Below are 25,381 nucleotides of genomic sequence, written 5' to 3' on the forward strand. Positions count from 1 at the left end.
TGTCCGTGGGGTTTAGTGCTCGTCCATCCCTTCCATGTGGGCGTGACCGTGCTCGAGTTCCTCGGCGGTCGCGTCGCGCACGTTCAGGACCGTCACGTCGAAGTTCAGGACCTGCCCGGCCAGCGGGGGGTTGAAGTCCACCTGCACGGTGTCGCCGTCGATGGCAAGCACGGTGAAGGGCAGCACGCTGCCATCCTCGGCCTGGGCGTAGTAGGTCGCGCCGACCTCGATGTCGTCCTCGAAGTCCGAGCGTTCGAGGTCCTCGATAGCGTCCTCATCACGCACGCCGTACCCATCCTCGGGCTGCACAACGACCTGCATGCTGTCGCCGGTCTGCTTGCCGTCGAGCGCGCGCTCCAGGCCCGGAATGATGTTGTTGTGGCCCTGGAGGTACACCAACGGCTCGCCGGGTTCGCTCTGGTCGATGACCTCGCCGTCTACCGTGAGCTTGTATTCGAGTTCGACGACTTTGTCCTGGGTGATGTTCATAGGTGGTTCCTCCTCGCCCCGGCCCGGTCGGGGCCAGCGGCGCTGTACGCCCAAGTCTATCAAGCCCCTTCTGTGCCGCAGGGACCGGCGCCTTTATGCTGGCCCTCATGCCCCTGCCTGCTTCCCCCGTTCCGCCCGCGTTCCCCAAGCATGTCAGTGTCGAGGAGGCGCGCGCCATGCTCGCGGCGCTGCTGCCCGACCCCGGTACGGAGACAGTCGGGGTCTCGCAGGCCCTAGGCCGGGTTCTCGCGCAGGACCTCGCAGCACGGGTCAGCCATCCCTCGGCCACCGAAAGCGCGCTGGACGGCGTCGCCTGCCGCGAGGCCGACACGCGGAGCGCGGGCCAGGCGGCCCCCGTGCTCCTGAAGGTCGTGGGCGAGAGCCGGGCGGGCGAGCCGTTCACCGGCGAGGTGGGACCGGGCGAGTGCGTGCGGATCTACACGGGCGCCCCGATGGCGCGCGGCACCGACGCGATCTGCCCGGTCGAGCAACTCCGCGACCAGGGGACGGACGCTGTGGAGCTGCTGCGCGCCGCCAGTCCCGGCGACGTGCGCCCCGAGGGCGGCGATTTCCGCGCGGGCGAGGTGGTCATGCGCGCGGGGCTGCCCCTCACCTCGCCCCGGCTGGCGCTGGCGACTGCGCTGGGTCACGCCGAGGTCATGGTGCGGCGGCGGCTGCGCGTGGCCCTGCTCTCGACCGGTGACGAGGTGGTCGCCCCCGGCACCCCGCTGCAGCCGGGGCAGGTTTACGACAGCAACAGCGTGGGCCTGGGCGCCATGCTGCGTGAGGCGGGCTGCGAGGTGGTGCCGCTGGGTCACGCCCCCGACCGCCCCGAGGCGCTGGAGGACGCCATCGCGCGGGCGGGCGGCGCCGACGTGCTCCTGAGCAGCGGAGGCGTGAGCATGGGCAAATACGACTTCATGCGCGACCTCCTGATCGACCACGGCCGGGTGTCGTTCTGGAAGGTGCGGATGCGCCCCGGCGGTCCCGCACTCCTCGGCGGCTGGAAGGGCCTACCGGTGTTCGGGCTACCCGGCAACCCGGTGAGCAGCCTCGTGGTCTTTCACGTGATCGTGCGCCCGGCGCTGACCGGCCAGCCGGTGCAGACCCTGCGCCTGCGCGCCGCGACTCCCTTCCGGACCCTGAATGATAAGACCGCCTTCTGGCGCGCGAACATCACGGGCGGACAGGTCAGCGACTACGGCCGACAGGGCAGCGGCGTGCTGCGGTCCCTGAGCGACGCGGGCGCCCTCGTCATCGTCCCCGAGGGCCAGCAGGTGGAAGTGGGGGACGAGGTGGACGTAATCCTGCTGTAGACCGGCATGGAAAACCCCGCCACCGGGGATGCGGTCGGTGGCGGGGCAACGTGGAGGTTCTGGTATCGCAGGTGGTGCTAGGGGGTGCTCAGTCGCCGCCGAGAAAGACGGGAGCGCCCAGGCCAGTCTCGTTCTCGCTGTAGCCCTGCTCGCTGTGGGCGCTCTGGTCAATGCCCGCGACTTCCTGGCTGGCCGGCACCCGCAGCGGCATGATCACGCCCACGAGCTTGAGCAGGACGAAGGAACCGACGCCCGCCCAGACGACGCTGGCGACCACGCTGATGATCTGCGTGAGCATCTGCTCGCCCCAGGGCTTGCCGCTGCCGGTCGTGAAGGCCAGCGCGCCGGTCAGCAGGGCGCCCACGATCCCGGCGACGCCGTGGCAGGCGAACACGTCGAGGCTGTCGTCGGCGCGCAGGCGGTGCTTGAGCTGCACAGCCCAGTAGCTCGCGGTGGCTCCGGCGGCCCCGACGATCACGGCGGCCCAGGGGCTGACGAAGGCGCAGGCCGGGGTGATGGCGACCAGACCCACGACCAGCCCGGTGGCGGCGCCCACAGCGGTCGGCTTGCCGGCGCGCGAGGATTCCCAGGCGAGCCAGGTGAGCATCGCGGCGGCGGGGGCGATCAGGGTGGTGATGAAGGCGAGGCCGGCGGTCTGGTTGGCGGCGGCGGCCGACCCAGCATTGAAGCCCATCCAGCCGAACCACAGCAGGCCCGCGCCCAGCAGCACAAGCGGCACGTTGTGCGGAATGTGGGCGTTGCGCGGGTAGCCGATGCGCGGCCCCAGCACGAAGGCGGCGACGAGCGCCGAGATGCCGGCCGAGATATGGATGACGGTGCCGCCCGCGAAGTCCAGCGCGCCGTCCTTGAACAGCCAGCCGTCGCTGCTCCAGACCCAGTGGGCCAGGGGCGAGTAGATCAGCAGGCTCCAGAGGGCGCCGAACAGCACGAACGCCCCGAAGCGCATCCGCTCGATGACCGCTCCCGAGATGAGCGCCAGCGCGATGATGGCGAACATCGCTTGGAAGGCCGCGAAGACGTAGCTGGGAATGGTCCCGGTGACCTGGCCCTGCAACCCCTCCAGGCCCAGGTTGGACAGGCCGCCGATAAAGGCGTTGCCGCCCGGCCCGAAGGCGATGGAGTAGCCCGCGAGCATCCACAGCACACCGACGAGCCCGATGGACACGACGCTCATCATCATGGTGTTCAGGACGCTCTGGGCGCGGGTCAGGCCGCCGTAGAAGAAGGCCAGCCCCGGCGTCATCAGCAGCACCAGGGCCGCCGAGACGAGCATCCAGGCGGTGTCGCCGCTGTCGAGGGTGGGGGGCGGGGTCGCCGTGCCCTGGGCCAGGGCGGCGCCGCCGAGCGCCAGTCCCAGCAGGGGCGCGGCCGCGAGGGCGGTGGTGCGGTCGAGTCTGCGCATGGTCACTTCCTCCTGTCTTGCCTGTCTCGTACTGCCGGTTTTAGCCGTACAGGGGCCGTCCTCAGACGGGAGTCAGCCGGGTTTCGTTGACGGGGGTCAGGGCCGAGTTGTCTTCCTCGCCGGTGCGGATGCGCACGACACGCTCCATGGGCTGCACGAAGATCTTGCCGTCGCCCACCTCGCCGGTGCGCGCGCCCTTGCAGATCGCCTCGATGGCGATGTCCACAAACGGTTCGCTGACCGCCATGCGGAATTCCACCTTGTCATGGAACTCGACCATCACGCGTGTGCCGCGGTAGTGCTCCACGATCTCCTGCTCGCCGCCGTGCCCGCTGACCCGCGAAAGGGTCAGGCCGCTGATGCCGGCCTGGAACAGCGCCTCCTTGACCTGCTGGACCCGTTCGGGTCTGACGATCGCCGTGATCAATTTCATGGCGTCTCCTTTTTACCGTCCAATTTGCAAGAGTCGCATCCCTGCATACGGCCAGCATAAGGCTTTCTTGGCACTCTGTCTAAAAAAACCTAGTCAAATGCTCATTTCCAGTTCGACAACCCACAAAAGACTGTCCTGAAGCCGCCTCCTGTTTCCATCTTTGAGCGCAAGATGCGGCCCCCTCCAGTCCAGAAGGGGGCCGCAGGCCAGGCTGAGGGAAAGTCAGGCAGTCGCCGCCCCACGCCGCCGGCCCCTCAGCGTCTTCTCGCTGGCGAGCAGTCGACTCAGGGCGGCCTCGCTGCGGGTCAGGCCCTCGAGCTCGGCCTCCTGCCTGGCCGTGCGCGGCTCGTAGTCGTCAAGGACCTTGCCCGCCAGGTAGCGGTCGAAGATGACCGGGCAGATGTAGCTGCCGCGCGTGACGGCCGGCGTATTGCCCAGGTCAGCCGCGATATACTTCACGCAGTCCACCAGCACCTGCCGCGCCGCGCGCTCGGTGTCCCGCACGCCTTCCTCGGCCAGGTACTCGGCGGCGAGCAGCGTGCCGCCCCAGGTCCGGAAATCCTTGGCGGTGAAGGGGCCGATGACCTCGCGCAGGTAGGCGTTGAGTTCTGCGGCGTGGATACGGCGGCGCTCGCCCTCTGGGCCGACCGTCTGGAACAGCCAGGGGCCGGGCAATTCGAGCAGGCGCGAGATATTGCTGCTCAGGGTGCGCCCCCGCGCCGCCTTGTGCTGCAAGACGCCGTGCTTGCCCTTGAAGTCGAAGACGACCGTGGTGCCCTCGACCTTCACGTGACGCTGGCGCAGGGTGCTCAGGCCGTAGGTCTGGTGCTGCCGGGCATAGATATCGCTGCCCACCCGGAAGCGCGCGACATGCAGCAGCCGGGTCATCAGGGCCAGCACCTTGCGCGGGGGCAGGCCGCTGAGGCGCAGGTCGCTGCCGGTTACGGTCCGCAGGGTGGGCAGCGCCCCGGCGAAGCGGCTCAGGCGCTGCCACTTCTTCAGCGCGCCCGCCTCCACGAAGTCGGGGTGGTAGCGGTACTGCAGCCGCCCGGCGGCGTCGCGCCCAAAGGCCTGCACCTCGGCGTCCGGGTCCGGGGCCACGTACACGTCCTCGTAGGCGGGCGGCACCGCCAGCGCGGCGATGCGCGCAATCCCGGCCTTGTCGCGGTACGGCGTGCCGTCGGGGTGAAAGTAACGGAACTTTTTGGGATCGTGGCCCTCGCGGCGCAGGTAGTCCTCGGCGAGCAGATCGGTGCGGCCCGGCATTACTCGGTGTCGACCTTGAGGGGCAGCTGCCAGTTGATGGGCGTCTCCCCCGCCTCTTCAAGCGCCGCATTTACCTTCGAGAATGGCCGGCTCCCCATAAACCGCGCCATGCTCAGGGGCGACGGGTGCGCCGACTCGACGATCACGTGCTGCTTGCCGGTGATCAACTTGGCCTTCTTGCGCGCATAGGCCCCCCACAACACGAAGACCACCCGCTCGGGCTTGGCGTTCACCGCCCGGATCNACGTGCTGCTTGCCGGTGATCAACTTGGCCTTCTTGCGCGCATAGGCCCCCCACAACACGAAGACCACCCGCTCGGGCTTGGCGTTCACCGCCCGGATCACCGCGTCCGTGAACGGCTCCCAGCCCTTGCCCGCGTGGCTGTTCGCCTCGCCCGCCCGCACGGTCAGCACCGCGTTGAGCAGCAGCACGCCCTGCTCGGCCCAGGCCCGCAGGTAGCCGTGGCGGGGCGGCGTGAACCCAGGCTGGTCCGTCTGCAACTCCTTGTAGATGTTCTGGAGGCTGGGGGGTACGCGCACGCCGGGCCGCACACTGAAGGACAGGCCGTGCGCCTGCCCGGCGCCGTGGTAGGGGTCCTGGCCGAGGATGAAGACCTTGACGTTTTCCAGCGGCGTGAAGCGCAGGGCATTGAAGACGTCGGCGGCCGGAGGATAGACGGTATGGGTGCGGCGTTCCTCGACCAGGAAATCCTTGAGGGCATGGAAATACGGCGCGGCGAATTCATCGGCCAGCGCGTCACGCCACGAAGCCGGCAGCCCGGCTGGAATCACGGGTCTGGACGCGTCGGGTGAGGACGGGGCGGGGTCGTTGTGGCCGAACAGGTCGGGCTGGTCACTCATGGGGCCTCCGGGGCTGGAGCCGGAGGAGAGCGCCGCGCCGGGCACCCGCCCCCGGCGGGGTCATGTGGGCGGTCCTTCCCGCGCAGGATAGGTTCTGGCTCCTGGGGGCGGCTCCGGCCTTTTCTTCATCCAGGGGCTGCGGCGCCGGCCGGGATCAGCCCGCGCCCTGCGCCCCGGCGGCCCGGACTCGCACCCGGAAACTGAACTTCAGGGTTTCGCCGGGGCGCAGGGCCGCAACAGTCCAGCGCACGTGGGTGTAGGTCTCGGGCGGCGCCGCGACCTTGCGCTGGACCGTCCGGCCGTTGTCCACCGTGCTGACCGTATGGGCCGGACGCGCCGCGTAGGTCCGGCCCCGATCCTCCGAAAACTGAAGGGTCCAGCCGGACGCCGCCGGGGTCGCGCGGCCTACGTAAGCCGTGCCCCCCGGCACCGGCACCGCAACGAGCACGCCCCGCAGCACCGCCGCGCCGACGTTGGTCACGGCGACCTCCTCGCGCAGCAGGTCGCCGGGTACCACCGAGGCCGGCGAGGGGAGGTAGCGGTCCGCGCCCCCCTCCTGCGCGGCGGGCCGGACCAGCGTCTGCGTGATGACGAAGCGCACCGACGGTGAAGATGCCCCCGGGGCCGGAGCCGGGGCGGCCCCGCCCGGCAGCAGCCCGGAAGGCAGCAGGGCGAGCGCGGCCCCCAGGGTCAGCCGCCGCCAGGCGCCCCCGTGGGCGGCCGGCCGGTGGACAGGGAAAAGGAAGTTCGGTGCGCCGTCGACAGCCACACCGAACACTCTAGAAAAGGTTTGTGAGGAGCAGGGCGGTCAGACGCCGAGTCGCCCCGCGCTCGCCTTGACGATGGGCGAACCGTCGCCGCCGTCGAAAGCGTCGATCTCCTCGATGAAGCGGTCGAAGAGGTAGCGGCTGTCGTGTGGGCCGGGGCTGGCCTCGGGGTGGTACTGCACGCTGAACACCGGGTAGCGGCTGTGGGCCATACCCTCCAGCGTGCCGTCGTTGAGGTTGACGTGCGTGGCCACGAAGGCCCCGTTGGGAATCGAGTCGATGTCCACTGCGTAGCCGTGGTTCTGGGCCGTGATCTCGACATTGCCGGTCAGCAGGTTCTTGACCGGCTGGTTACCGCCCCGGTGCCCGAACTTCATCTTGAAGGTCTTGCCGCCTGCCGCGAGGCCCAGAATCTGGTGGCCCAGGCAGATGCCGAAGGTCGGCAGCAGGCCCATCATCTCCCACGCGGTCTTGTGGGCGTACTCCAGCGGAGCGGGGTCACCGGGACCGTTCGAGAGGAACAGGCCGTGCGGTTGCAGCGCCATGATCTGCGCCGGGGTGGTGTGGGCCGGCACCACGATGGGCTCGATCCCTACCTCGGCCAGACGCTCGATGATGGTGTGCTTGATCCCGAAATCCATCAGCACGACGCGCTTGCCCTGCCGCAGCGTGGGAAAGGCGTAGGGCAGCGGCGTGGTGACTTCCTTGGTCATGTCGTGCCCGTCAATGTCCTGGTGGTCGCGGGCGCGCTGCACGTAGACCTGTTCCTCGGCGGGAGTGAACTCGCCGTAGGCGTCTTCGGGATGGGTGTACGAGCGGTGGGCGATGACGCCCTTGACCACGCCGCCCTCGCGCAGCCGGCGCACCAGGGCGCGGGTGTCGATGCCCTGGATGGACACGACGCCGTACTGCTGCATGAAGGCTTCGAGCGACTGCTGGGCGCGGTGGTTGCTGTACTCGCCCGAGAACTCGCGCGAGATGAACCCGCGCACGTAGGGCTTGTTGCTCTCCATGTCGTAGATCGCCACACCGTAGTTACCCACGTGCGGGTAGGTGATGGTCACGATCTGCCCGTTGTACGAGGGATCGGTCATGATCTCCTGATACCCGGTCATGGAAGTGTTGAACACCACCTCGCCCACCGTCTCGCCGCGGTAGCCAAAGGCGTAGCCGCGGTACACCGTGCCGTCTTCCAGAGCCAGGATGGCCCGTTCTTTTCTGATCATGTCTGCTTCCTCCCCATTCGCGCCTCTCCGGACGCGTTTCATGGCTCGGCCCGCGTGCCTGCTCCTGGCTCCCCCTGAATACTCCGGGCAGGGTTACCAGCGGTAGCGCACGTTGGCCTTGCCGATGATGACATTCCCCTGCACGCTGCGCTGTGAGGTCATGCCGTCATATCTATTCACCAAATCGGCCACGACGTCCGTAAAGGGCGCCATCATCTCGCTCGTCTCGTCGTCCTCGGGCAGCGCGCTCGCCAGCGCCTCGCCGCTGATTTCGGGCAGGTTGGGCTGGTAGCTCCAGCCGCCGCTGCCGGTCAAGGTCAGGCCAGCGGCCCCAAAGGCCTCGCTCTGGCCCAGCGCCGGGGTGGCCGGGTCCATCGCCGCCGCCAGCGCCTCGGGACTGAACGCCGTGATGAGGTAGCCGTCCCGGAAGCCGTACACCAGCTTGAGCTTGCCGAGCAGGGCGTCGAGATCGTCCAGGCTGGTCCCCGCACTTTCGCGGGTGAGCGCGGCCAGCTCTGCGGCCGACAGACCGCCGCCGCTCATCCCCAGGCCCGACAGCGCGCCCAGCGACGAGCCGAGCAGGGTCTTGAAGTTGCCGCGCAGCCCCTCGACCGCCTCGTTCACGCTGCGGGCGTACTCGGGCATGTGGGCCTCGGCCGCCGCTTGGTCAGTGACGCGCTGGTAGGTCACGGCGTAGCGCAGGCTCACCGCCGGGTCGCTGATGTCTAGTCCCGCTAGGGTGCCGCCGGCCAGCGAGACACGCGCGCACTCGCCGCCCAGGTAGGTGCCCGAGCGCTCCAGGTGGCTGGCCAGCTGGCTGTCGGTCAGGAACCCGAACGGCTCGAAGAGGTCCAGGCGGGTCAGCCAGCGGCCCAGGTAGGCCTGCGATTCGGGCGCGCAGGCGCTGGCCTGCACCGACTCGGCGTCGGCCGGAATGATGTCCTGCACGGCGAAGTCGGTGGTGGCCCCCAGGATGCGGCGCAGCGGGGCGTCCTTGCCCGCCGGGTTGACGACCTGCGCCGAGGCGGTGGTCATCCCTTCTTCGGTGGTGGTCAGGCCGCCCGCGTACTGCCCCAGGGTGTCCAGGGCGTCCACGACCGGCGAGAGCAGCCGGGGCAGGCCGGTGCGCGCCAGCTGCGAGCGCACCACCTTGGCGACCGCGCTGAAGTTGGCGTACAGGCTCAGCTCCTGCGGGCCGGCCGCGCGCGTGGCCGCCGCGTAGGGCACCGAGGCCGCGAGGGTAGGCGCCGCCTTGCCGCTCAGGCGGCCCAGGTAACTCATGAGCAGCGTCTTGTCAGTCGAGACGTACACCAGTTCGCCCGCCTGCCCCGCGAAGACCTTGCCCACCCGCGAGAAGGCGTAGTTGCCCACCCGCGCGCCGGGCTTGTCCGGCAGGCCACCCCCCAGCAGCTCGCCGGACAGGTCGCCCGCCCGCGCCACCGCGAGCAGTTCGGGCGAGAAGGTGCCGCGCGCCCCCTGGACCGCAAAAACACCCGCCACACCCTCGCGGCCTAGCAGGTCGCCCAGGACGGCCTGCACCGCGCCCACCGACGACTCGGCGCTGCCTTCCTCTTCCTCGTCGCCGGACAGGTCGCCCGCCGCCACGACCGCGCCCGAGAGCAGACCGGTCAGGCGTTCCAGGGCGGGTTCGGCGTTCCGCGTCTCCAGGGTCAGGAGGGCGCCCGCGGGCAACGAGGCCGCGAGAGGCTGCGCCGTCTGTGCGCCCGCCAGCCCCGCGAGGCCGAGCGTCAGGGTGATCACCGGAAGGGAGGCAAGTGAGTTCATCTTCCTCATCCTAACGGCGGGCCGGGCCCTCCTGGGGCACATCTGAGCGCACCTCATTCCAGCGCCCGGAACATGGCGATCTCGTTGCAGTTCTCGAAGAAGGCGCAGCGCTGGCACTCGCTCCAGACCTTGGGATGCAGGTTGGTCTTGTCGATGCGCGTGAAGCCGCACTTCTCGAAAAAACCCTGCTGATAGGTCCAGGCGAACAGCCCCGGCAGCGCGATATCACGGGCCTCGCGCTCACAGGCGGCCACGAGGTCGCGCCCCAGGCCGCGCCCCTGCATGTTGGGGTGGATGGCCAGCCCACGCACCTCGGCCAGGTCGGGGGCCAGCATATGCAGGCCGCACACGCCCGCCAGTCCGCCCGGCTTGTCCTCATGTGGCTCGGCCAGCACGAGGTGGAAGTCGCGGATGGTCTCGGCCAGCAGGGCACGCGACCGCACGAGCATCAGTCCGCGCGCCGCCCAGTAGCCGATGAGCTCGTGGATGGCTTCAATGTCGCTGAGGCGAGCTTTGCGGGTAGAGAGCGGCGCCTGCGGGTGCAGGTCCGGCACGGCGATGGAATCGAGAGACAGGGTCATGGGCGACCCTGCCGGGCTAGGGAGGTCAGGCGGTCACAGAATTGCCCTGCTACCCGCCGCCCGCGGGACCCGTGTCCGGTCAGGCCCCCAGTTGCCGCATCCAGGTGGTGCCGCCGGGGCGCTCGCCCTTGGCGCGGTAGGCCTGAATCTGCGGTGCGTCGGGGATATCCCCCATCACGACGGCCAGAGGCACCTGCGTAAACCCGAAGGACCCCCAGTCGCCCCCCTTGGAAAACATGTAGATGGCCCGGTCGCCCCGGCCCTGCGCGTAGTTGATGGCGCTCATGACCAGTCGCCGGCCCAGGCCGCCCTGCCGGGCCTGCGGCACCACAGCCGCCCCGCGCAGCAGCGAGGCACCGTCCCCGTGTTCCAGCCCGATGGCCCCGATGGCCTGGCCTCCCCGTTCCATGACCCAGTAGGTCGTGCCCTGGGCCAGGGCGGCGTCCGTGTCCAGGCCGGCGTCGTGAAAGACGCGGATGACGGTATCGCGGTCGGTGTCGTTGGCAAGTCGAATGCTGACATTGGCGTCGGTCATGCTCGGAGCCTCCTGAAAAGGTCGTGCCGGATCTCTCTGGCGCGGCGGGTTTGGGTGTGGCCGGAGAATAGCGCACCCCCGCGCCGGGTGCGTCAATTGAGTAGCTCACCCGATTGCCCCCGCCGGTTCCGCCGCCTGTCGCGGCTGCGGAATGTCGCGCCGCCAGACCTGTTCCTCGTGGATCCAGCCGCGCAGCAGGCCGCTGCGCACCTGCGGGGCGTCCGGCAGGGCCGCCTCGATGTCGGCCACGGTGGCAGGCACGAAGGAAAACCGTTTCCAGTAGTCGCCCGCCTCCTGACTGAAGAGATACACCACGCGGTCGCCGCGCAAGGAGGCATGTGTCAGGGCGCTCTGCACGAGCGCGCGCCCCAGCCCCTGCGAGCGGGCCTCCGGGGTCACGGCGGTCGAACGGATGAGGGACGCGCCCTCGCCGTGCTCCAGCCCGATGCAGCCGCCCGGCACACCGTTGAGTTCCGCGACCCAGTAGGTGCCGCCCGCGGGGGTGACGCTGGTGGTGAACAGGCCGCAGCGCTCCAGCAGCTCCAGAATGACGGGGAAATCTTCAGGCGCGGCCTGGCGCAGCTTGACGTGCATGTTGGTGAGGGTCATGGGGTCTCCTGGAAAACGGGGGGAACGGGCACCGAGGGTCAGCATCAGGAACCAGGTCGTCGCTCGGCTTCCCGCACCGTCTCCTGCCGGGCCGCTTTGAGGAAATACCGCAGGCCCGCACCGGCTGTGGCGTCCGCCTTCCAACGCGGAATGACGTGCAGGTGAACGTGCGGAATGTGCTGGCCGCCCGCCGGATAAACGTTCCAACCCACCGTGTAGCCGTCGGGCTGCACCGTTTTGTCCAGCAGGTCACGTACCTCGGCCAGCAGCGCATGAACCGCGGCCGCTTCCTGCGGAGTCAGGTCGAAGACGGTCTCGCAGAGTCGCCGGGTGACGATCAATCCGGAGTACGGCAGACCGTCGGCGTAGCGGGCATCCTGCGTATAGACGCACAGGTCGTTTTCGAGCACGACCTCCCCACTGGCAAAGTCGGCGCGGGTGCTGAGCGGGTTCTCGTGCGGACGGGCGAGCCAGCCGGCCCACTCGCGCTCACGCCGGGGCAACAGGCTGCCGTCCAGGGGAAGAGTGATGTTCATAGCCGTTATTTCAGCGCCCGCTTCGCGTCGGCGATGGCCCGTGCGACCTGCTGGGGGGCCGTACCGCCGTAGCTCTGGCGGGCCTTGACGCTTTCCTCGACCGTTAGCGACCCGGCCACGTCGGCGTTCAGCAACGGGTGGGCGGCCTTGAGTTCGGCGTCGCTCAGTTCCCACAGTTGCCGGCCACTGCGGCTCGCCAGCCCGACCAGTCCGCCCACGACCTCATGTGCCTCGCGGAAGGGAACGCCCTGCCGGGCCAGGAAATCGGCCACATCGGTCGCGGTCGAGTAGCCCCGGGCGGCGGCCTCGCAGGTCTTTTCGGCGTGCCATACGGTCTTGGGCATCATCTCGGCGTACAGGCGCAGCACGATGCTCAGGGTGTCGTAGCTGTCGAACACGCCCTCCTTGTCTTCCTGGAGGTCCTTGTTGTAGGCCAGCGGTGTGCCCTTGACCACTGTGAGCAGGCCCATCAGGTTGCCGAAGACGCGGCCCGCCTTCCCGCGTGCCAGCTCGGAGACGTCGGGATTCTTCTTCTGCGGCATGATGCTCGATCCGGTGGTATGAGAATCGGGCAGGGTCAGGAACCCGAACTCGAAGGTCGAGTACAGGATCAGTTCTTCCGACAGGCGCGAGAGATGCGCCGAGAGGATCGCGCAGGCCGACAGGAACTCAATGGCAAAGTCGCGGCTGCCCACCCCGTCGAGGCTGTTGGCGGTCGGGCGAGCGAAGCCCAGGGCCTCGGCGGTCGCAAAGCGGTCGATGGGCCAGGGCGTGCCTGCCAGCGCCGAGCTGCCCAGCGGCGACTCGTCCATGCGCTCGGCCGCGTCGCGGAACCGGCCCTCGTCGCGCTCCAGCATCGCCACATAGGCCATGAACCAGTGGGCGAGCAGGATGGGCTGCGCGACCTGGAGGTGCGTGTAGCCGGGCAAAATCACGCCAGTCTCCAGGTGCTTCTCAGCCTCAGCCAGCATGACGGCCCGCAGGGCGCGGGTCTTCTCGGCGAGGTCCAGGGCGGCTTCCTTGGTGAAGAGGCGGAAATCCACCGCCACCTGGTCGTTGCGGCTGCGGGCGGTGTGCAGCTTGCCCGCCACCGGCCCGATGCGGTCGCGCAGCGCGGCCTCGACGTTCATGTGAACGTCCTCGCGGTCGAGGCGCCACTCGAAATTTCCGGCGCGGATGTCAGCCAGGACGGCGTTCAGCCCATCCGTGATCTGGGCGACCTCCTCGGCGGTCAGGATGCCGACCTGACCCAGCATGGCGACATGCGCCAGCGAGCCGCGGATGTCCTGCTCGGCGAGGCGCTGGTCGAAGCCGACCGAGGCGTTGAAGAGTTCGACGAGTTCGGCGGTGGCTTCGGCGAAGCGCCCGCCCCAGAGTTTCTTGTCCTGCGTATGGGTCATGCGTCGTCCTGTGAGGTACCCGCCGGAGCGGGGGGCAGTGCCTTGACCAGCACCACCGGAGGCGGGCTGGCGGGGTGGGCGTGGGCGTAGGGTTCGGCGCTGCGGCGGTAGCCCAGGCGTTCGTAGAAGGGCAACACGTCCAGGTTGTACTGACTGACCGCCAGCAGCACCCGGCTGTAGCCCCCGGCTTGGGCGTGGGCCTCGACCGCCGCGACGAGCTGCCGCCCGGTGCCGTGACCGCGCGCAGCCGGCAGGGTCGCCAGCTTGTTCAGGGTCAGGGTGCAGGAGCCGTCCGGCCGGTAGCCGACGACGCCGACTACTTCTGCCCCGCCCTGAGCGACGAAGCCCCCCGAGTCGGGCGCGAACAGCGATGCCCGCAGGTCTTCCACCGTCACGCGGCTCCAGCTGCTCCGGGGGTCCATGCCCGCCGCCATCATCACGGCGTGAAAAGCCGGAAGATCGGCGGGGGTGACAGCGCGCAGCGTGGGCCGACTCACGCCGCCCCCTCCCCCGGCAACACCAGCCGCAGTTCGTTGGTCGGCATGAACCCCAGGGCAGCGTAGGTGGACCGGCCCGCATCGGAGGCGTGCAGGGACACGAGCCGCACCCCACGCGCGCCGCACTCGGCCAGCAGATGCTCGACCAGTCGGCGCGCGAGCTTGCGGCCCCGGTGCTCCGGCTGCACATACACGTTCAGGATGTAGGCCCGCACAGTCAGGCTGGTGTCCACGTTGGGCGGCAGGTCCTGCCACAGCACGCCTGCTCCGGCGACGACCTCCGCACCGGCCTCGGCCAGCACACCCGTGTACAGGCCCCGGCCCAGCGCGCCGCGTAGCCACGTCGCCCCGACCGCGTGCACCTGCGCGAGCCGCGCCGGGTCCTGCCCCATCTCGGTGAACATGGCGTCACGTTGGCACTGGATCAGGGCCGCGTCGGCGACGGTCGCCGGGCGCAGGGCGTAGCTCGGGAGGGTCACGCTCCCACCCCGCCCGAAATCTGCGCGAGGTGATGAAGCGGATGGCGCACGTCGTCCAGCGCCAGAAAGTCCAGCGTGATCGGCTCGCCGCCGCCGATCGCACCCGCCCGGACGACGCGCGCTTGGTGGTTCACGCCGCTGTCGATCAGGTGGCCGGGCATTTGTTTGGCCCACCAGACCTGTGAGCCGGGCCGGTGGGCCGCCCGCTCCTCGGAGAGGGTCCGCAGGTCCGGCAGATGGTGTTGGACGACCGCGCGCAGGTCACTCATGCTCAGCCTTCTTGGTCCTGCTGGGCCGCCTTGGCGGCCACGCGCGCCTGCACGCGCATCCGCAGGGCGTTGAGCTTGATGAAGGCCCCGGCGTCGTGCTGGTTGTAGTCGCCGCCCGCCTCGAAGCTCACGAGGTCCTTGTCGTACAGGCTCTGCGGCGCCTTGCGGCCCACGACCGTGCAGTTGCCCTTGTACAGCTTCAGGCGGGCCGTGCCGGTCACGCTCTGGGCCACGTGGTCGATGTAGACCTGCAGGGCCTCGCGCTCGGGGGCAAACCAGAAGCCGTTGTAGACGAGTTCGGCGTACTTCGGCCCCAGGGCGTCGCGCTGGTGCAGCACCTCGCGGTCCAGAGTCAGGCTCTCGACGGCACGGCGGGCGTGGTACAGCAGCGTACCGCCGGGCGTCTCGTACACGCCGCGCGACTTCATGCCCACGAAACGGTTCTCGACGAGGTCGATGCGGCCGATGCCGTGCCGGCCCCCAATCTCGTTCGCCTTCGTCAGCAGGGCGGCGGGCGAGAGCTTCTCGCCGTCAATGGCCACCGGGTCGCCGTTCAGGAACTCGACCTCGACGTACTCGGCCTCGTTCGGGGCGTCCTCGGGCGAGACGGTCAGCTTGAACATGTGCGCGGGCGGCTCGGTCCAGGGGTCTTCAAGCACGCCGCCCTCGTAGGAGATGTGCAGCATGTTGGCGTCGGTGCTCCAGGGGTCCTTCTTGGTGGTGGGGACGGGAATACCGTGCTCGTGCGCGAAGGCTTCCAGATCGGCGCGGCCCTGGAACTCCCAGTCGCGCCAGGGTGCCACGGTCACGATGTCGGGCTTCAGGGCGTAGGCGGTCATCTCGAAACGCACCTGGTCGTTGCCCTTGCCGGTCGCGCCGTGCGATACCGCCACCGCGCCTTCCTTCTGCGCGATCTCGACCATCTTCTTGGCGATCAGAGGACGGGCGATGGACGTGCCCAGAAGGTAGTAGCCCTCGTAAAGCGCCGACGAGCGGAACATGGGGAACACGTAATCGCGCACGAACTCCTCGCGCAGGTCCAGCGCGTAGGCCGCCACCGCGCCCGTGTTCAGCGCCTTGACCCGCGCCTCCTCGACCTCGTCGCCCTGACCCAGGTCGGCGGTGAAGCACACCACGTCATAGTTCTTCTCGGTCTGGAGCCACTTGAGGATGATGCTCGTGTCGAGGCCGCCGCTGTACGCGAGGACGATCTTGTCTTTGCCTTGTTCGGTCGCCATGAGGGTCATTGTCTCCTGTGAGTGTGATGGGGATGAATGGGCAGCGCGGAGCCCCCGGCACGGAGGCGCCGCCTGGACCTGTCGAGAGGTCAGGCGGAGCGTCAGCGTCGGGGGGTCGGGGTCTGCATGAGGTGTATGGATATGCGGCGAAGCGCATAGCTATGCACTCAGGGTAGCAAGTGGGCCGGAGAGGGTCAAGGCGGGGCGTCTGGACTGGGCGGCCACCTGCAACACGAAAAACCCCGGCTCGGGGCCGGGGCGCGGGGACCTCGATAGGGTTCAGTTGCCGATGACGTAGTTCACGCCGATGCGGGCGCCGATCCCAAAGAAGACGCTGGTGTTGCTGCCCACCGTGATGCTGGGGCCGGCGTTGAGCTCACCGAAGACACTCAGGGGAGCCGTGACGTTGTAGCTCAGGCCGCCGAGGACGTGGGGGTACACGCTGACCGCGTTGGTGCCGCCCAGCGACACGCCCGCACCCAGGCCCAGGCCGTAGTAGGGGTTCAGGCCGCCCAGCGAACCGGGAGCCGCACTCCGCAGGTAATCCACGGTGCCGCCCAGCGACAGGGTATTGAAGTTGAAGTTGGTGGCATCGAGGTTCAGGCCGAAACGGGTGGAGGACACGGCGTCGTTGTCCACCTGGTAGTGCAGCGCAGCGCCCGAACCGATGGAGCCGCCGAGAGAGGTCGCGGCCGAGGCGCTGGACACGGCGCCGAGGGCCAGGAGGCTGAGGAACATCTTCTTCATGAGAGAAATTGTGCCAGCCTGCCCTCTACCGGACCAGGGCCGTTTTCTTTAGGGAATCCGCGCCGCAGTTTGGGGGGGCTCTCACGGAGGCGTCAGGCCGGGGCCAGGACCACCGAGAGCCGCTCCAGCGCCCGCCCGATCTCTTCGCGCGACTTGCAGAAGGCCAGACGCACCATGCCCTGCGGCGCGGCGCGCAGGGGGTAGAAGGCCTCCAGCGGAATGGTCGCCACCCCGCCTGACCCCACCAGCATCTCGGCGTCGGGAGCGGCCTGACCCAGCCGGGCAGTGAGAAAGTAGGTGCCGTCCGGCCGGTAGACCGTGGCCCCAAGCACCTCCAACCCCCCGGCGAGCAGGGCCATGCGCCCGGCGTACTCCTGGCGCAGCCCGGCATAGAAGCCCTCCTGCCGGGCCACGGGCAGCGCCGCCGCGACCGCCGCCTGCAGGGGCGTGGGCGCGCAGAAGGACCCCTGCTGCCGGATGCCCGCCACATTCCCCGCGAGCCCCGTATCCGGCGGACAGGCGATCCAGCCCACACGCCAGCCAGTCGCCTCCAAACGCTTGCCCGCACTGCCGACCGTGAAAGTGCGCTCGGGAGCCAGGGTGCGCAGTGGGACCGGCGGGACACCGAAATACAGCTCGTCGTAGACCTCGTCACTGACGATCCACAGGTCGTGCTCGCGGGCCAGGGCCACGACCGCCTCCAGCTCGGCGCGGGTGAACACGGCGCCGGTCGGGTTGTGGGGGGTATTCAGCAGCAGAGCCCGCGTGCGCGGCGTGACGGCCGCACGCAGGGCCGCGAGGTCCAGCCCCCAGCCCTGGGCGTCCAGGCGCATGGGCACCGTCACTGGCGTGGCCCCCGCCAGCCGCGCCTGGGGCACGTACACGTCGAAGACCGGCTCCAGCGTGAGCACCTCGTCACCGGGCCCATACAGGGACAGGGCCAGCACATTTAGGGCCTCGGTCGCGCCCGAGGTCACGACCACGTCGGCGCCGTCCACCCCCAGGTCGGCGCCGATGGCGTCCCGCAGGGCAGGCAGTCCCGCCGGGGGCGCGTACTGGTCGAGCCGCCCCACCGCTCCGCGCGCAGCGTCGAGCAAAAAGGCCGGGGGCGCGTCCGAGGGAAAGCCCTGCCCCAGGTTGACCGCCCCGTGCTGAACCGCCAGACGGCTCATGCGGGCGAAAATACTCTCTTGCGAGGCGCGGGCACGCGGCAGCAGTTCGGGCATGAAGCGCAGTGTGCGCCGCCCGGACAGGGCGCGTCCGGGCCCGGACTGCACAGCCCTGTGCCCTGGGGCGCTCAGCGGAGGTCGGGAACGCCCAACCAGGGATCAGGTACGGGCGCCGCTTCGCCTGGGCGCGGCTGGTCGAGCAGGGCGGCGACCTCCAGCGCGAAGAGGCGCGAGTGCCCCACCAGCCGCAGCAACAGGCTGTAGAACCAGCCCCCCACAGCCAGGGCCAGGGCTCCGATCAGAAACACGACTCCCCCGCCCAGGGCGGCCTCGCTGCCCCCCCTGGACCCCAGGACCGCCGGCAGAAGCAGGGCAGGCAGGAACCCCAGCACACTCAGACCTGCCGCGATCCACAGGAAGACGTACACGAACATCAGCCAGCCGGCCGCCGCACCTGCCGCCGGTCCCACCGGTTGCCGGGCCCCGCGCGCCCGCACCGACACGCGCGCGAAGAACCGCTTGACCGAGGCCAGGATCAGCCAGTTCAGGACGATGGAGGGCAGACTGCCGATCGCGACCGCGACGACCGTCACGCCCACCGGAAGTCCTACCTCACTGGACATTTCCGAGAAGGCTGCGGAGGTGACCCCATTGAGGGCCACACCCAGCACGGCCCCTACCACCATGCCCCACTGCCCCCACGTGAGCCAGGTGTTCAGGCGCCGCACGTCCTGATCCAGCGTGGCCGGAAGCCGGTCCTCGGCTGCTCCCGCCACGCTGCCCAGCACCCGTTTCGCCGCGCGGATGGCCAGGACATAGAGGACGAGACTCACGAGGCCCAGCAGTCCGGAGGCCAGCACCAGGGCGATCAGCAGAGGAATTCCGGGCGCGCCGGCGCCCGGCAGGGCCGACGCCGCGAGCAGGGTGGCCGCCGAGCCGACGAGCCCCACGATACCGAGGACGCTGAAGAGGCTGTATAGCCAGAGCAGCTGGGTCAGCCAGCTGCCGAGGGCCGCGCTGCGGCGCTGCACGTCCGCAGTGGTGGGCGCAAGGAAGGGAAAAGTCATGGGTCCTTTGTAACCTGCCCGGCCTGCGCCGGGGCGCTCATGTGCGCCTGCCCCCAGTGAGGGGGCCCCAGCACAGAGACTGCCTCCAGCGCAAAGAGACGCGAGTGCCCGGCCAGCCGGAACAAGACGGTGTACAGCCAGCCCAGGGGGACGAGGACCAGCGAACCGAGCACCAGCTGTATGGTCTCGCCCGGCCCGCTGCCACTAAACAGGTTGGGCAGGGAGAACAGGACATTGAGCAGGCCCAGGACCACACCCAGCCCCAGCGCGACGCGGCAGAACTGCATCCACCCCGCGGCCACTCCGGCTGCCGCCTGCACCCTGGTCCCAGCCTCGGCGCTGGAGGCGGCCCCGGACCCGGTCAGGGTTTCACCGATGCGGGCAAACAGCCGCCGGACGGCCGCCAGGGTCAGGCCCGCCAGCACGAGTACCGGCAGGGTGCTCAAGGTCCCGCCCATCAGCGCGAAGGGAAACATCTGGCGCGCCGTCTCGGCCGGGCTCTCCTGCACCGAGTCCGTGGGCCAGATCAGCCTCAGCGCCTCCGAGGCCGACTGGGCCACAGAAGCGAGCAGGACGGTGAACACCACCACCTGCAACGCCCCCGCGACGAGTCCCAAAAGGGCGCCGCTCCACTGCCAGACGGTCAATGTGCGGAGCCAGCGGCGTAGGGGCAGGGCACTGTCCTCCGCCCCGGTTCGGCCGGACAGGGTCGCCGCCACTGCCGCCAGTGCCCTACCGGCAGCCAGACTGCCCCAGCACAGCAGCGCGGCCGCCACGGTCAGCAGGGCCAGCAGACCTGTCACCGCCAGCTCCAGTGGCCCGGCCAGTTCCGGAAACAGCGCCGCCACGCCGGAGCGCAGGGGGGCCAGGCCATAGCTTCCCGCCAGCACCGTCAGACCGGCGCACAGGCCCACCGCCCACCGCAGCTGCAATAGCAGCCCGCACAGCACCGAGGTCCGCTGGTTCAGGGCGTCGGTCAGGGCGCGGGAAGGAATGAGCATGATTCATTGTGCGGGGCGGGGCGATCTCCGGCAGCCCCATTTCTTCGCCTCCCCGTTCCTTTGACAACCCGGTCCGGGACTTCTCGGAACTCTGGAAAGGGCCACCGCATATCCGGCATCGTGAACAAGACCACCCTGCTCCTGCTGCTGGCCGGAACGGCCGCCGCCCAGACGGCGCCTGCCCAGACGGTGTTCATCAACGGCGTGGCGCTCAAGGCCATCCCGATCACCCGGAACGGCGTGTCCTACTACCAGTTGCGTGCCGACGATCTGGGGCGGGTAGGAGCCATCACCGCCGGGGGCGTGACGCCGAAGATCAGCGCCGTCAAGGGCTGCGTGGGCGACACGCTGTTCAACGGCGTCTATACGGTTCAACTGCTGAATACCTTCTGGGACGGCGACCGCTTCGGCGCGACCCTGCTGCTCGCCAACGCCAGCAAGCAGCCCCTGCACAACTTCATGGCCTTTTCGCCTGGCGACGTCGTGGCTGCCAACAAGGCCGACAACACCCTGCCACTGCGCAACTACGCCGGAAACTGGATCGAGACCCTGCCCCCCGGGGCCAAGATCACCCTCAAGACCACGACCGAGAACACCACGCAGAAGGGGTGGACCCGCCTGCTCATCCGGCCCAGCGACGACAATGTCAGGGAGCTTCAGAAGGCCAAGCTGCCGCTGGCGAAGGTCTACAACATGGAATTCGACCTGACCTGCAACAAGTAGGTCTGGGTCCGGATCGTCCCCAACCCGAACTTCCGGCTCAGAGCTTCGCCCAGCTTTCGGTCGACCTCTCCCGACCTGAACCCATCAGACCGACCGCCTCGAACTCGTCGAGCGCGCCGCCGGGGACGACGCCCAGGGCACGCAGCGCCGCATTGACCGCCCCCCTCCCCTCGGTATGGACCGGGGGCATCCACAGCGCCCCAGCCTCCCAGACGGCCGCGTCCTGGGTGCCTGTTCCCCCGAAAAAGTCCACCTCGATATAGGCCACCCTTCCGGCAACGGACAATTCCTGGGCCAGATCCTCCAGGGCGCGGTCGAGCTTCCAGAACTCGTGCGGGAACGACGCCGGGGTTCTCTCGCCGGGCAGGCTCCCCAGCAGGCGTTCGGTCACGGGCAGCAGCGTGACGTCGCCGGACAATCCCACGGTCGGCAAGCCCCGCTCGGCCGCCAGCTGCGCCGGGAGAGGACTGAGCAGCAATCCTTCGAGAACGTAGGCCATAGCCCAGGGTAGCAACTGCCGCCTTGGGGTCCAGCCGCGTACAGCGCCGCTGCATAACTTTGCAGCCCGCCTTGACACCCCCGCCCCTCAGCCGTGACATACTCCCTTTCTGGAATGCCCAAGCGTACAGACCTCCAGACCATCCTGATTCTCGGCAGCGGTCCCATCCAGATCGGACAGGCGGCCGAGTTCGACTATTCGGGCACGCAGGCCCTCAAGGCCCTCAAGGCCGAGGGCTACCGCGTGGTGCTGGTCAACAGCAACCCGGCGACCATCATGACCGACCCCGACCTCGCGGACGCGACCTATCTGGAACCGCTGACGCCCGAGTTCGTCGAGAAGATCATCGCCGCTGAGAAGCCCGACGCCCTGCTGCCCACGCTCGGCGGCCAGACGGCGCTGAATTTGGCGATGGACCTGCATGAGCGCGGCACCCTGGCGAAGTACGGCGTCGAACTCATCGGCGCGGGCGTGGAGGCCATCAAGAAGGGCGAGGACCGCGAACTGTTCCAGGCCGCCATGAAGAAGATCGGCGTGGAGACGGCGAAGGGCCAGATGGTGCACAGTATGGCCGAGGCCATCGAGTACCAGAAGGAGATCGGCCTGCCCATCGTCATCCGGCCCAGCTTCACGCTGGGGGGCACGGGCGGCGGCATCGCGCACAGCTACGAGGAATTTCTGGCGATCACGGAGGGCGGCCTGCGCGACAGCCCCGTGACGAGCGTGCTGCTCGAAGAGAGCATCCTGGGCTGGAAGGAATACGAGCTGGAGGTGATGCGCGACACCGCCGACACGGTGATCATCATCACGAGCATCGAAAACTTCGACCCGATGGGCGTGCATACCGGCGACAGTATTACGGTGGCCCCCGCCCAGACCCTGAGCGACGTGGAATACCAGCGCCTGCGCGACCAGTCCCTGGCGATCATCCGCGAGATCGGCGTGGCGACGGGCGGCAGCAACATCCAGTTCGCGGTGAACCCCGACAACGGGCGCGTCATCGTGATCGAGATGAACCCGCGCGTGAGCCGTTCCTCCGCCCTGGCGAGCAAGGCGACCGGCTTCCCCATTGCCAAGATCGCCGCGCTGCTCGCGGTGGGCTACCACCTCGACGAACTCACCAACGACATCACCCGCGTCACCCCGGCCAGTTTCGAGCCGAGCATCGACTACGTGGTCACCAAGATTCCGCGCTTCGCCTTCGAGAAATTCCCCGGCACGCCCGACGCACTGGGCACCCAGATGCGCAGCGTGGGCGAGGTCATGGCGATTGGGCGCACCTTCAAGGAGTCGCTGCAAAAGGCGATGCGGAGCACTGAGAGCGACATCCGGGGCGTGTACGCCGCGATGGACGACGCGGGCCTGCGCAGCCTGCTGTACGGCAACCCCCGCCGCCTAGAAGCCGTGCTGGAACTGCTGCGCCGGGGCGAGAGTGTGGACGCGCTGTTCGACGCCACCAAGATCGACCGCTGGTTCCTGTCGCAGCTCAAGGAGATCACCGACGCCGAGAAGGAATTGCTGGACCTCGGTCCCATCGGCGAGTGGAAGTACGAGATCTGGCGCGAGGTCAAGCGCCTGGGCTTCTCGGACGCCCGGATCGGAGAGGTCGTGGGCCTGAGCGAGCTGGAGGTGCGCGCCATCCGCAAGGAGGCCAAGGCCACCCCGGTCTACAAGACGGTGGATACCTGCGCCGCCGAGTTCGAGGCGCACACGCCGTACCACTACTCGACCTACGAGTGGGAGGACGAGGTCAGGCCTACCGACAAGCCCAAGGTCGTGATCCTGGGCAGCGGCCCCAACCGCATCGGGCAGGGCGTGGAGTTCGACTACGCGACCGTGCACGCCGTGTGGGCTTTGCAGGACGCCGGGTACGAGACCATCATGGTCAACTCGAACCCCGAGACGGTCAGCACCGACTACGACACCGCCGATCGCCTGTACTTCGAGCCGCTGACCTTCGAGGACGTGATGAACATCGTCGAGCACGAGAAGCCCGTGGGCGTGATCGTGCAACTCGGCGGCCAGACCCCCCTCAAGCTGGCGCGGCGGCTGGAAGCGGCGGGCGCGCCCATCATCGGGACCAGCCCGGCCGCCATCGACGAGGCTGAGGACCGCGCGAGCTTCAATGCCCTGTGCGAACGCCTGGGCCTGCCGCAGCCGCTGGGCAAGGTGGCGCAGACGCCCGAGCAGGCCCGTGAACTGGCCGCCGGTCTGGGCTTCCCCCTGATGGCGCGGCCCAGTTACGTGCTGGGTGGGCGGGCCATGCGCACCGTGCGCAGCATGGACGAACTCGGCACCTATCTGGACGAGGTGTATGCCGCCGTCGAGGGGCAGCCAAGCATCCTGCTCGACCAGTTCCTCGACGGCGCGCTGGAACTTGATGTGGATACCCTGTGCGACGGCGAACGCGCCGTGGTGGCGGGCATCATGGAGCACGTCGAGGCGGCCGGGGTCCACTCGGGCGACAGCGCCTGCGTGCTGCCCCCGGTGAACCTGAGCCCGGAGCTGATGGCCCGCGTAAAGCGTGATACCGAGCGCCTCGCCCTGGAACTGGGTGTGCGCGGCCTGATGAACGTGCAGTGGGCCGTGAAGGACGGCGTGGCCTACATCCTGGAGGCGAACCCGCGCGCCAGCCGCACGGTGCCCTTCGTATCCAAGGCCGTGAATCACCCCCTCGCCAAGAGCGCCGCCCGGATCGCCGTGGGGCACACGCTGGAGCAGATCGGATTGACCGAGACGCCCGTGCCCGCCATGTACTCGGTCAAGGAAGTGCACCTGCCGTTCCTGAAGTTCAAGGGCGTGCTGCCGGTGCTGGGGCCGGAGATGAAGAGCACCGGCGAAAGCATGGGCATCGACGCCGACCCGTACCTCGCGTACTACCGCGCCGAGCTGGGGGCCAAGAGCAATCTGCCCCTGAGTGGCACGGCCCTGCTGTTGGGCGAAGGACTGGACGACGTGGCCGCCACGCTGGAAGGTGCAGGTCTGAGCGTGCTCCGGGAACAGGACGGCGACACCCTGCCCTCACTCCTAATTGACGTGACAGGTAGCGAACTCCTGCGCACCGCTCTGGAACGCGGCGTGCCGATCGTCAGCACCCGCGAAGGCGCCGAGTGGACCGCCAAAGCGATTGCCGCCGCGCAGGGGCAGGAGTTGGGGGTTAAGAGCCTGCAGGAGTGGGTGAGCTAGAGCTCCCAGCGATAGGTCAGGAAACCGGAACGTGCGGGCCTCGCCGCTCGAAGAGGCCCGCGTCTGACTGACCCAGTAAACTCCCAGTTTTGTAAGGCGATCGCTTGCTTTGCTTTTCAAAGCGGTTTATCGTGCCGGTATGACGCAGTTCTCCCCTTCCGGCCCCGACAAGCTCCGCGTGGACATCTGGTCGGACATCGCCTGCCCCTGGTGCTACGTAGGTAAGCGGCGCTTCGAGTCAGCCCTGGGGCAGTTCGGGCACCCCGAGAACGTCGAGGTGGTCTGGCACAGCTTCGAGCTCGACCCCTCCGCGCCGGTCCGCAGCCCCGTGTCCATGCGCGACGGCCTGGCCCGCAAGTACGGCCGCAGCCCCGACCAGGCGCAGGAGATGATGGACCACATGACCGGCGTGGCGGCGCAGGACGGCCTGGACTACCACTTCGATCGGACCCAGCTCACGAATACCTTCCAGGCGCACCAGCTGCTGCATCTCGCGGCCGAGAAGGGCCTTCAGGACACCCTCAAGGAGCGCCTGATGCGCGCATACCTGACCGAAGGCGAATTCCTGGGCAACCCCGATGTGCTCGTGCGCCTGGCAACTGAAGCAGGGCTGGACGAGGCCGAGGCCCGTGCGGCCCTGGACAGTGGCGACTATGCCCAGGCGGTCCGGCAGGACGAGGCGCAGGCGCAGGCCCTGGGTATCAGCGGCGTGCCCTTCTTCGTGCTGGGGGGCAAGTACGGCGTGAACGGCGCGCAGTCGCCCGAAGTACTGCTGGGCGCGCTCAATCAGGTCTGGGCCGAGACGCATCCCGCCCCCCTGACCCTGCTGGGCAGCGCGGAGGTGGCCGAAGGCTGCGAGGACGGCCAGTGCGCCGTGCCCCAGCGCGGCTGACTCCCGCAGACAAAAGAGGCCGCCTCCATGCCGGGGCGGCCTCTTTCCTGTCGGCGCTGCCCTGCCGGCTCTAGGCCGCCTGTTCCAGCGCGATCCGGCGGTCCAAGTCGTCCAGGGCGCGGCGGTACAGATCGCCGCCCACCTGCGGCAGCGTCGCGAGCGACAGAGCAGCGTCGTCCAGCGTGTCGTGCAGGGTGCTCGACTGCCACCCCTGGCCCTCGGCCATCAGGGTCACCCGGCCGGGCAGAACGAGAAATCGTACGCGGCCTTCGTCCGTCCGCGTGTCGCTGAAATGACGCGTCACATTCATGTCCCGAGCGTAACGCACGGGCCTGACGGGAACATCACCCGAAATGATGAAGCCCCCCAGGCACATGGGTCCCCCCA

27 protein-coding genes and 1 pseudogene are annotated in these 25,381 nt (G+C 68.9%); 4 read left to right on the forward strand and 24 right to left on the reverse strand.

Features of this window, described 5'->3' with window-relative positions; translation table 11 throughout:
- Positions 1-12: 12 nt before the first annotated feature.
- Positions 13-489 carry a peptidylprolyl isomerase gene (locus ASF71_RS17620; RefSeq protein WP_056302492.1) on the reverse strand — a complete coding sequence of 159 codons (477 nt, stop codon included), beginning with the start codon at positions 487-489 and terminating at the stop codon, positions 13-15.
- Positions 490-596: 107 nt separating this feature from the next.
- Between ASF71_RS17620 and glp the strand changes: the two genes are divergently transcribed.
- On the forward strand, positions 597-1,805 hold the full coding sequence (glp, locus tag ASF71_RS17625; protein ID WP_056303007.1) for a gephyrin-like molybdotransferase Glp: 1,209 nt from the start codon (positions 597-599) through the stop codon (positions 1,803-1,805).
- 88 nt (positions 1,806-1,893) lie between these two features.
- On the opposite strand, the gene ASF71_RS17630 is transcribed toward glp, so the two are convergent.
- From ASF71_RS17630 to ASF71_RS24195, 21 genes and pseudogenes are all read right to left on the reverse strand, one after another.
- On the reverse strand, positions 1,894-3,228 hold the full coding sequence (locus ASF71_RS17630; protein WP_056302493.1) for an ammonium transporter: 1,335 nt from the start codon (positions 3,226-3,228) through the stop codon (positions 1,894-1,896).
- A 61-nt stretch (positions 3,229-3,289) separates the two neighbouring features.
- Positions 3,290-3,661, reverse strand: coding sequence for a P-II family nitrogen regulator (locus ASF71_RS17635; RefSeq protein WP_056302494.1), 372 nt, complete (start codon positions 3,659-3,661; stop codon positions 3,290-3,292).
- A gap of 222 nt (positions 3,662-3,883) precedes the next feature.
- Positions 3,884-4,927 (reverse strand): DNA topoisomerase IB, encoded by a 1,044-nt coding sequence (locus ASF71_RS17640; RefSeq protein ID WP_056302495.1) that lies wholly within the window; start codon positions 4,925-4,927, stop codon positions 3,884-3,886.
- The gene (locus ASF71_RS25915) at positions 4,927-5,160 is read right to left on the reverse strand and encodes a hypothetical protein (protein ID WP_369815026.1); all 234 of its coding nucleotides are present in this window, start codon (positions 5,158-5,160) and stop codon (positions 4,927-4,929) included. The genes ASF71_RS17640 and ASF71_RS25915 overlap by 1 nt, the downstream gene beginning before the upstream one ends.
- Positions 5,161-5,171: 11 nt before the next feature.
- Positions 5,172-5,788, reverse strand: a pseudogene (gene ung / locus ASF71_RS17645) (uracil-DNA glycosylase); the annotation flags it as partial.
- Positions 5,789-5,942: 154 nt separating this feature from the next.
- Positions 5,943-6,557 (reverse strand): hypothetical protein, encoded by a 615-nt coding sequence (locus ASF71_RS17650; protein WP_056302496.1) that lies wholly within the window; start codon positions 6,555-6,557, stop codon positions 5,943-5,945.
- 39 nt (positions 6,558-6,596) lie between these two features.
- On the reverse strand, positions 6,597-7,781 hold the full coding sequence (gene carA, locus ASF71_RS17655) for a glutamine-hydrolyzing carbamoyl-phosphate synthase small subunit (RefSeq protein ID WP_056302497.1): 1,185 nt from the start codon (positions 7,779-7,781) through the stop codon (positions 6,597-6,599).
- Between the two features lie 93 nt (positions 7,782-7,874).
- On the reverse strand, positions 7,875-9,566 hold the full coding sequence (locus tag ASF71_RS17660; RefSeq protein WP_056302498.1) for a hypothetical protein: 1,692 nt from the start codon (positions 9,564-9,566) through the stop codon (positions 7,875-7,877).
- Positions 9,567-9,619: 53 nt separating this feature from the next.
- Entirely contained in the window at positions 9,620-10,147 is a 528-nt protein-coding gene (locus ASF71_RS17665) for an N-acetyltransferase (RefSeq protein WP_056302499.1), read from the reverse strand.
- A 79-nt stretch (positions 10,148-10,226) separates the two neighbouring features.
- Positions 10,227-10,682, reverse strand: coding sequence for a GNAT family N-acetyltransferase (locus tag ASF71_RS17670; protein ID WP_056302500.1), 456 nt, complete (start codon positions 10,680-10,682; stop codon positions 10,227-10,229).
- A 105-nt stretch (positions 10,683-10,787) separates the two neighbouring features.
- Positions 10,788-11,291 carry a GNAT family N-acetyltransferase gene (locus tag ASF71_RS17675; protein ID WP_056302501.1) on the reverse strand — a complete coding sequence of 168 codons (504 nt, stop codon included), beginning with the start codon at positions 11,289-11,291 and terminating at the stop codon, positions 10,788-10,790.
- A gap of 44 nt (positions 11,292-11,335) precedes the next feature.
- The gene (locus ASF71_RS17680) at positions 11,336-11,827 is read right to left on the reverse strand and encodes an HIT family protein (protein WP_056302502.1); all 492 of its coding nucleotides are present in this window, start codon (positions 11,825-11,827) and stop codon (positions 11,336-11,338) included.
- 5 nt (positions 11,828-11,832) lie between these two features.
- Complete coding sequence (gene argH, locus ASF71_RS17685; protein WP_056302503.1) at positions 11,833-13,227, reverse strand: argininosuccinate lyase; 1,395 nt, start codon at positions 13,225-13,227, stop codon at positions 11,833-11,835.
- Positions 13,224-13,724, reverse strand: a complete 501-nt coding sequence (locus tag ASF71_RS17690) for a GNAT family N-acetyltransferase (protein ID WP_056302504.1) — start codon at positions 13,722-13,724, stop codon at positions 13,224-13,226. Before ASF71_RS17690 ends, argH begins: the two co-directional genes overlap by 4 nt.
- Complete coding sequence (locus ASF71_RS17695; protein WP_235514596.1) at positions 13,721-14,203, reverse strand: GNAT family N-acetyltransferase; 483 nt, start codon at positions 14,201-14,203, stop codon at positions 13,721-13,723. The genes ASF71_RS17690 and ASF71_RS17695 overlap by 4 nt, the downstream gene beginning before the upstream one ends.
- Positions 14,200-14,472, reverse strand: coding sequence for a hypothetical protein (locus ASF71_RS17700; protein ID WP_056302505.1), 273 nt, complete (start codon positions 14,470-14,472; stop codon positions 14,200-14,202). Before ASF71_RS17700 ends, ASF71_RS17695 begins: the two co-directional genes overlap by 4 nt.
- A gap of 2 nt (positions 14,473-14,474) precedes the next feature.
- The gene (locus ASF71_RS17705; protein ID WP_056303011.1) at positions 14,475-15,710 is read right to left on the reverse strand and encodes an argininosuccinate synthase; all 1,236 of its coding nucleotides are present in this window, start codon (positions 15,708-15,710) and stop codon (positions 14,475-14,477) included.
- 279 nt (positions 15,711-15,989) lie between these two features.
- The gene (locus ASF71_RS17710) at positions 15,990-16,457 is read right to left on the reverse strand and encodes a hypothetical protein (RefSeq protein WP_056302506.1); all 468 of its coding nucleotides are present in this window, start codon (positions 16,455-16,457) and stop codon (positions 15,990-15,992) included.
- A 92-nt stretch (positions 16,458-16,549) separates the two neighbouring features.
- The gene (locus tag ASF71_RS17715; protein ID WP_056302507.1) at positions 16,550-17,683 is read right to left on the reverse strand and encodes a pyridoxal phosphate-dependent aminotransferase; all 1,134 of its coding nucleotides are present in this window, start codon (positions 17,681-17,683) and stop codon (positions 16,550-16,552) included.
- A 71-nt stretch (positions 17,684-17,754) separates the two neighbouring features.
- Positions 17,755-18,693, reverse strand: a complete 939-nt coding sequence (locus tag ASF71_RS17720; protein WP_056302508.1) for a hypothetical protein — start codon at positions 18,691-18,693, stop codon at positions 17,755-17,757.
- A complete protein-coding gene (locus ASF71_RS24195) occupies positions 18,690-19,694 on the reverse strand; it encodes a hypothetical protein (RefSeq protein ID WP_056302509.1) in 1,005 nt (334 codons plus the stop codon). The genes ASF71_RS17720 and ASF71_RS24195 overlap by 4 nt, the downstream gene beginning before the upstream one ends.
- Positions 19,695-19,814: 120 nt before the next feature.
- On the opposite strand from ASF71_RS24195, the gene ASF71_RS17730 reads away from it, so the two are divergent.
- The gene (locus tag ASF71_RS17730) at positions 19,815-20,417 is read left to right on the forward strand and encodes a hypothetical protein (RefSeq protein WP_056302510.1); all 603 of its coding nucleotides are present in this window, start codon (positions 19,815-19,817) and stop codon (positions 20,415-20,417) included.
- Between the two features lie 37 nt (positions 20,418-20,454).
- On the opposite strand, the gene ASF71_RS17735 is transcribed toward ASF71_RS17730, so the two are convergent.
- Positions 20,455-20,916 carry a hypothetical protein gene (locus ASF71_RS17735; RefSeq protein ID WP_056302511.1) on the reverse strand — a complete coding sequence of 154 codons (462 nt, stop codon included), beginning with the start codon at positions 20,914-20,916 and terminating at the stop codon, positions 20,455-20,457.
- A 114-nt stretch (positions 20,917-21,030) separates the two neighbouring features.
- Between ASF71_RS17735 and carB the strand changes: the two genes are divergently transcribed.
- Together carB and ASF71_RS17745 are read left to right on the forward strand one after the other, a co-directional pair.
- The gene (gene carB, locus ASF71_RS17740; protein WP_056302512.1) at positions 21,031-24,102 is read left to right on the forward strand and encodes a carbamoyl-phosphate synthase large subunit; all 3,072 of its coding nucleotides are present in this window, start codon (positions 21,031-21,033) and stop codon (positions 24,100-24,102) included.
- Between the two features lie 139 nt (positions 24,103-24,241).
- Positions 24,242-24,994, forward strand: a complete 753-nt coding sequence (locus ASF71_RS17745) for a DsbA family oxidoreductase (RefSeq protein WP_056302513.1) — start codon at positions 24,242-24,244, stop codon at positions 24,992-24,994.
- A 70-nt stretch (positions 24,995-25,064) separates the two neighbouring features.
- On the opposite strand, the gene ASF71_RS17750 is transcribed toward ASF71_RS17745, so the two are convergent.
- Positions 25,065-25,304 carry a hypothetical protein gene (locus ASF71_RS17750; protein ID WP_056302514.1) on the reverse strand — a complete coding sequence of 80 codons (240 nt, stop codon included), beginning with the start codon at positions 25,302-25,304 and terminating at the stop codon, positions 25,065-25,067.
- Positions 25,305-25,381: the final 77 nt, after the last annotated feature.

It is taken from the genome of Deinococcus sp. Leaf326, assembly GCF_001424185.1.
Classification (GTDB): domain Bacteria; phylum Deinococcota; class Deinococci; order Deinococcales; family Deinococcaceae; genus Deinococcus.

Excerpts from the sequence above, each read along its gene's own strand:
- ASF71_RS17750 (WP_056302514.1), bottom strand. The coding sequence starts at position 25,304 with ATGAATGTGACGCGTCATTTCAGCGACACGCGGACGGACGAAGGCCGC.
- ASF71_RS24195 (WP_056302509.1), bottom strand. The coding sequence starts at position 19,694 with ATGCTCATTCCTTCCCGCGCCCTGACCGACGCCCTGAACCAGCGGACC.
- carB (WP_056302512.1), top strand. The coding sequence starts at position 21,031 with ATGCCCAAGCGTACAGACCTCCAGACCATCCTGATTCTCGGCAGCGGT.
- ASF71_RS17720 (WP_056302508.1), bottom strand. The coding sequence starts at position 18,693 with ATGACTTTTCCCTTCCTTGCGCCCACCACTGCGGACGTGCAGCGCCGC.
- ASF71_RS17675 (WP_056302501.1), bottom strand. The coding sequence starts at position 11,291 with ATGACCCTCACCAACATGCACGTCAAGCTGCGCCAGGCCGCGCCTGAA.
- ASF71_RS17705 (WP_056303011.1), bottom strand. The coding sequence starts at position 15,710 with ATGGCGACCGAACAAGGCAAAGACAAGATCGTCCTCGCGTACAGCGGC.
- argH (WP_056302503.1), bottom strand. The coding sequence starts at position 13,227 with ATGACCCATACGCAGGACAAGAAACTCTGGGGCGGGCGCTTCGCCGAA.
- ASF71_RS17745 (WP_056302513.1), top strand. The coding sequence starts at position 24,242 with ATGACGCAGTTCTCCCCTTCCGGCCCCGACAAGCTCCGCGTGGACATC.
- ASF71_RS17635 (WP_056302494.1), bottom strand. The coding sequence starts at position 3,661 with ATGAAATTGATCACGGCGATCGTCAGACCCGAACGGGTCCAGCAGGTC.
- ASF71_RS17735 (WP_056302511.1), bottom strand. The coding sequence starts at position 20,916 with ATGGCCTACGTTCTCGAAGGATTGCTGCTCAGTCCTCTCCCGGCGCAG.
- ASF71_RS17665 (WP_056302499.1), bottom strand. The coding sequence starts at position 10,147 with ATGACCCTGTCTCTCGATTCCATCGCCGTGCCGGACCTGCACCCGCAG.
- ASF71_RS17660 (WP_056302498.1), bottom strand. The coding sequence starts at position 9,566 with ATGAACTCACTTGCCTCCCTTCCGGTGATCACCCTGACGCTCGGCCTC.
- ASF71_RS17710 (WP_056302506.1), bottom strand. The coding sequence starts at position 16,457 with ATGAAGAAGATGTTCCTCAGCCTCCTGGCCCTCGGCGCCGTGTCCAGC.
- ASF71_RS17715 (WP_056302507.1), bottom strand. The coding sequence starts at position 17,683 with ATGCCCGAACTGCTGCCGCGTGCCCGCGCCTCGCAAGAGAGTATTTTC.
- ASF71_RS17620 (WP_056302492.1), bottom strand. The coding sequence starts at position 489 with ATGAACATCACCCAGGACAAAGTCGTCGAACTCGAATACAAGCTCACG.
- glp (WP_056303007.1), top strand. The coding sequence starts at position 597 with ATGCCCCTGCCTGCTTCCCCCGTTCCGCCCGCGTTCCCCAAGCATGTC.
- ASF71_RS17680 (WP_056302502.1), bottom strand. The coding sequence starts at position 11,827 with ATGAACATCACTCTTCCCCTGGACGGCAGCCTGTTGCCCCGGCGTGAG.
- ASF71_RS17640 (WP_056302495.1), bottom strand. The coding sequence starts at position 4,927 with ATGCCGGGCCGCACCGATCTGCTCGCCGAGGACTACCTGCGCCGCGAG.
- ASF71_RS17700 (WP_056302505.1), bottom strand. The coding sequence starts at position 14,472 with ATGAGTGACCTGCGCGCGGTCGTCCAACACCATCTGCCGGACCTGCGG.
- ASF71_RS17630 (WP_056302493.1), bottom strand. The coding sequence starts at position 3,228 with ATGCGCAGACTCGACCGCACCACCGCCCTCGCGGCCGCGCCCCTGCTG.
- carA (WP_056302497.1), bottom strand. The coding sequence starts at position 7,781 with ATGATCAGAAAAGAACGGGCCATCCTGGCTCTGGAAGACGGCACGGTG.
- ASF71_RS17670 (WP_056302500.1), bottom strand. The coding sequence starts at position 10,682 with ATGACCGACGCCAATGTCAGCATTCGACTTGCCAACGACACCGACCGC.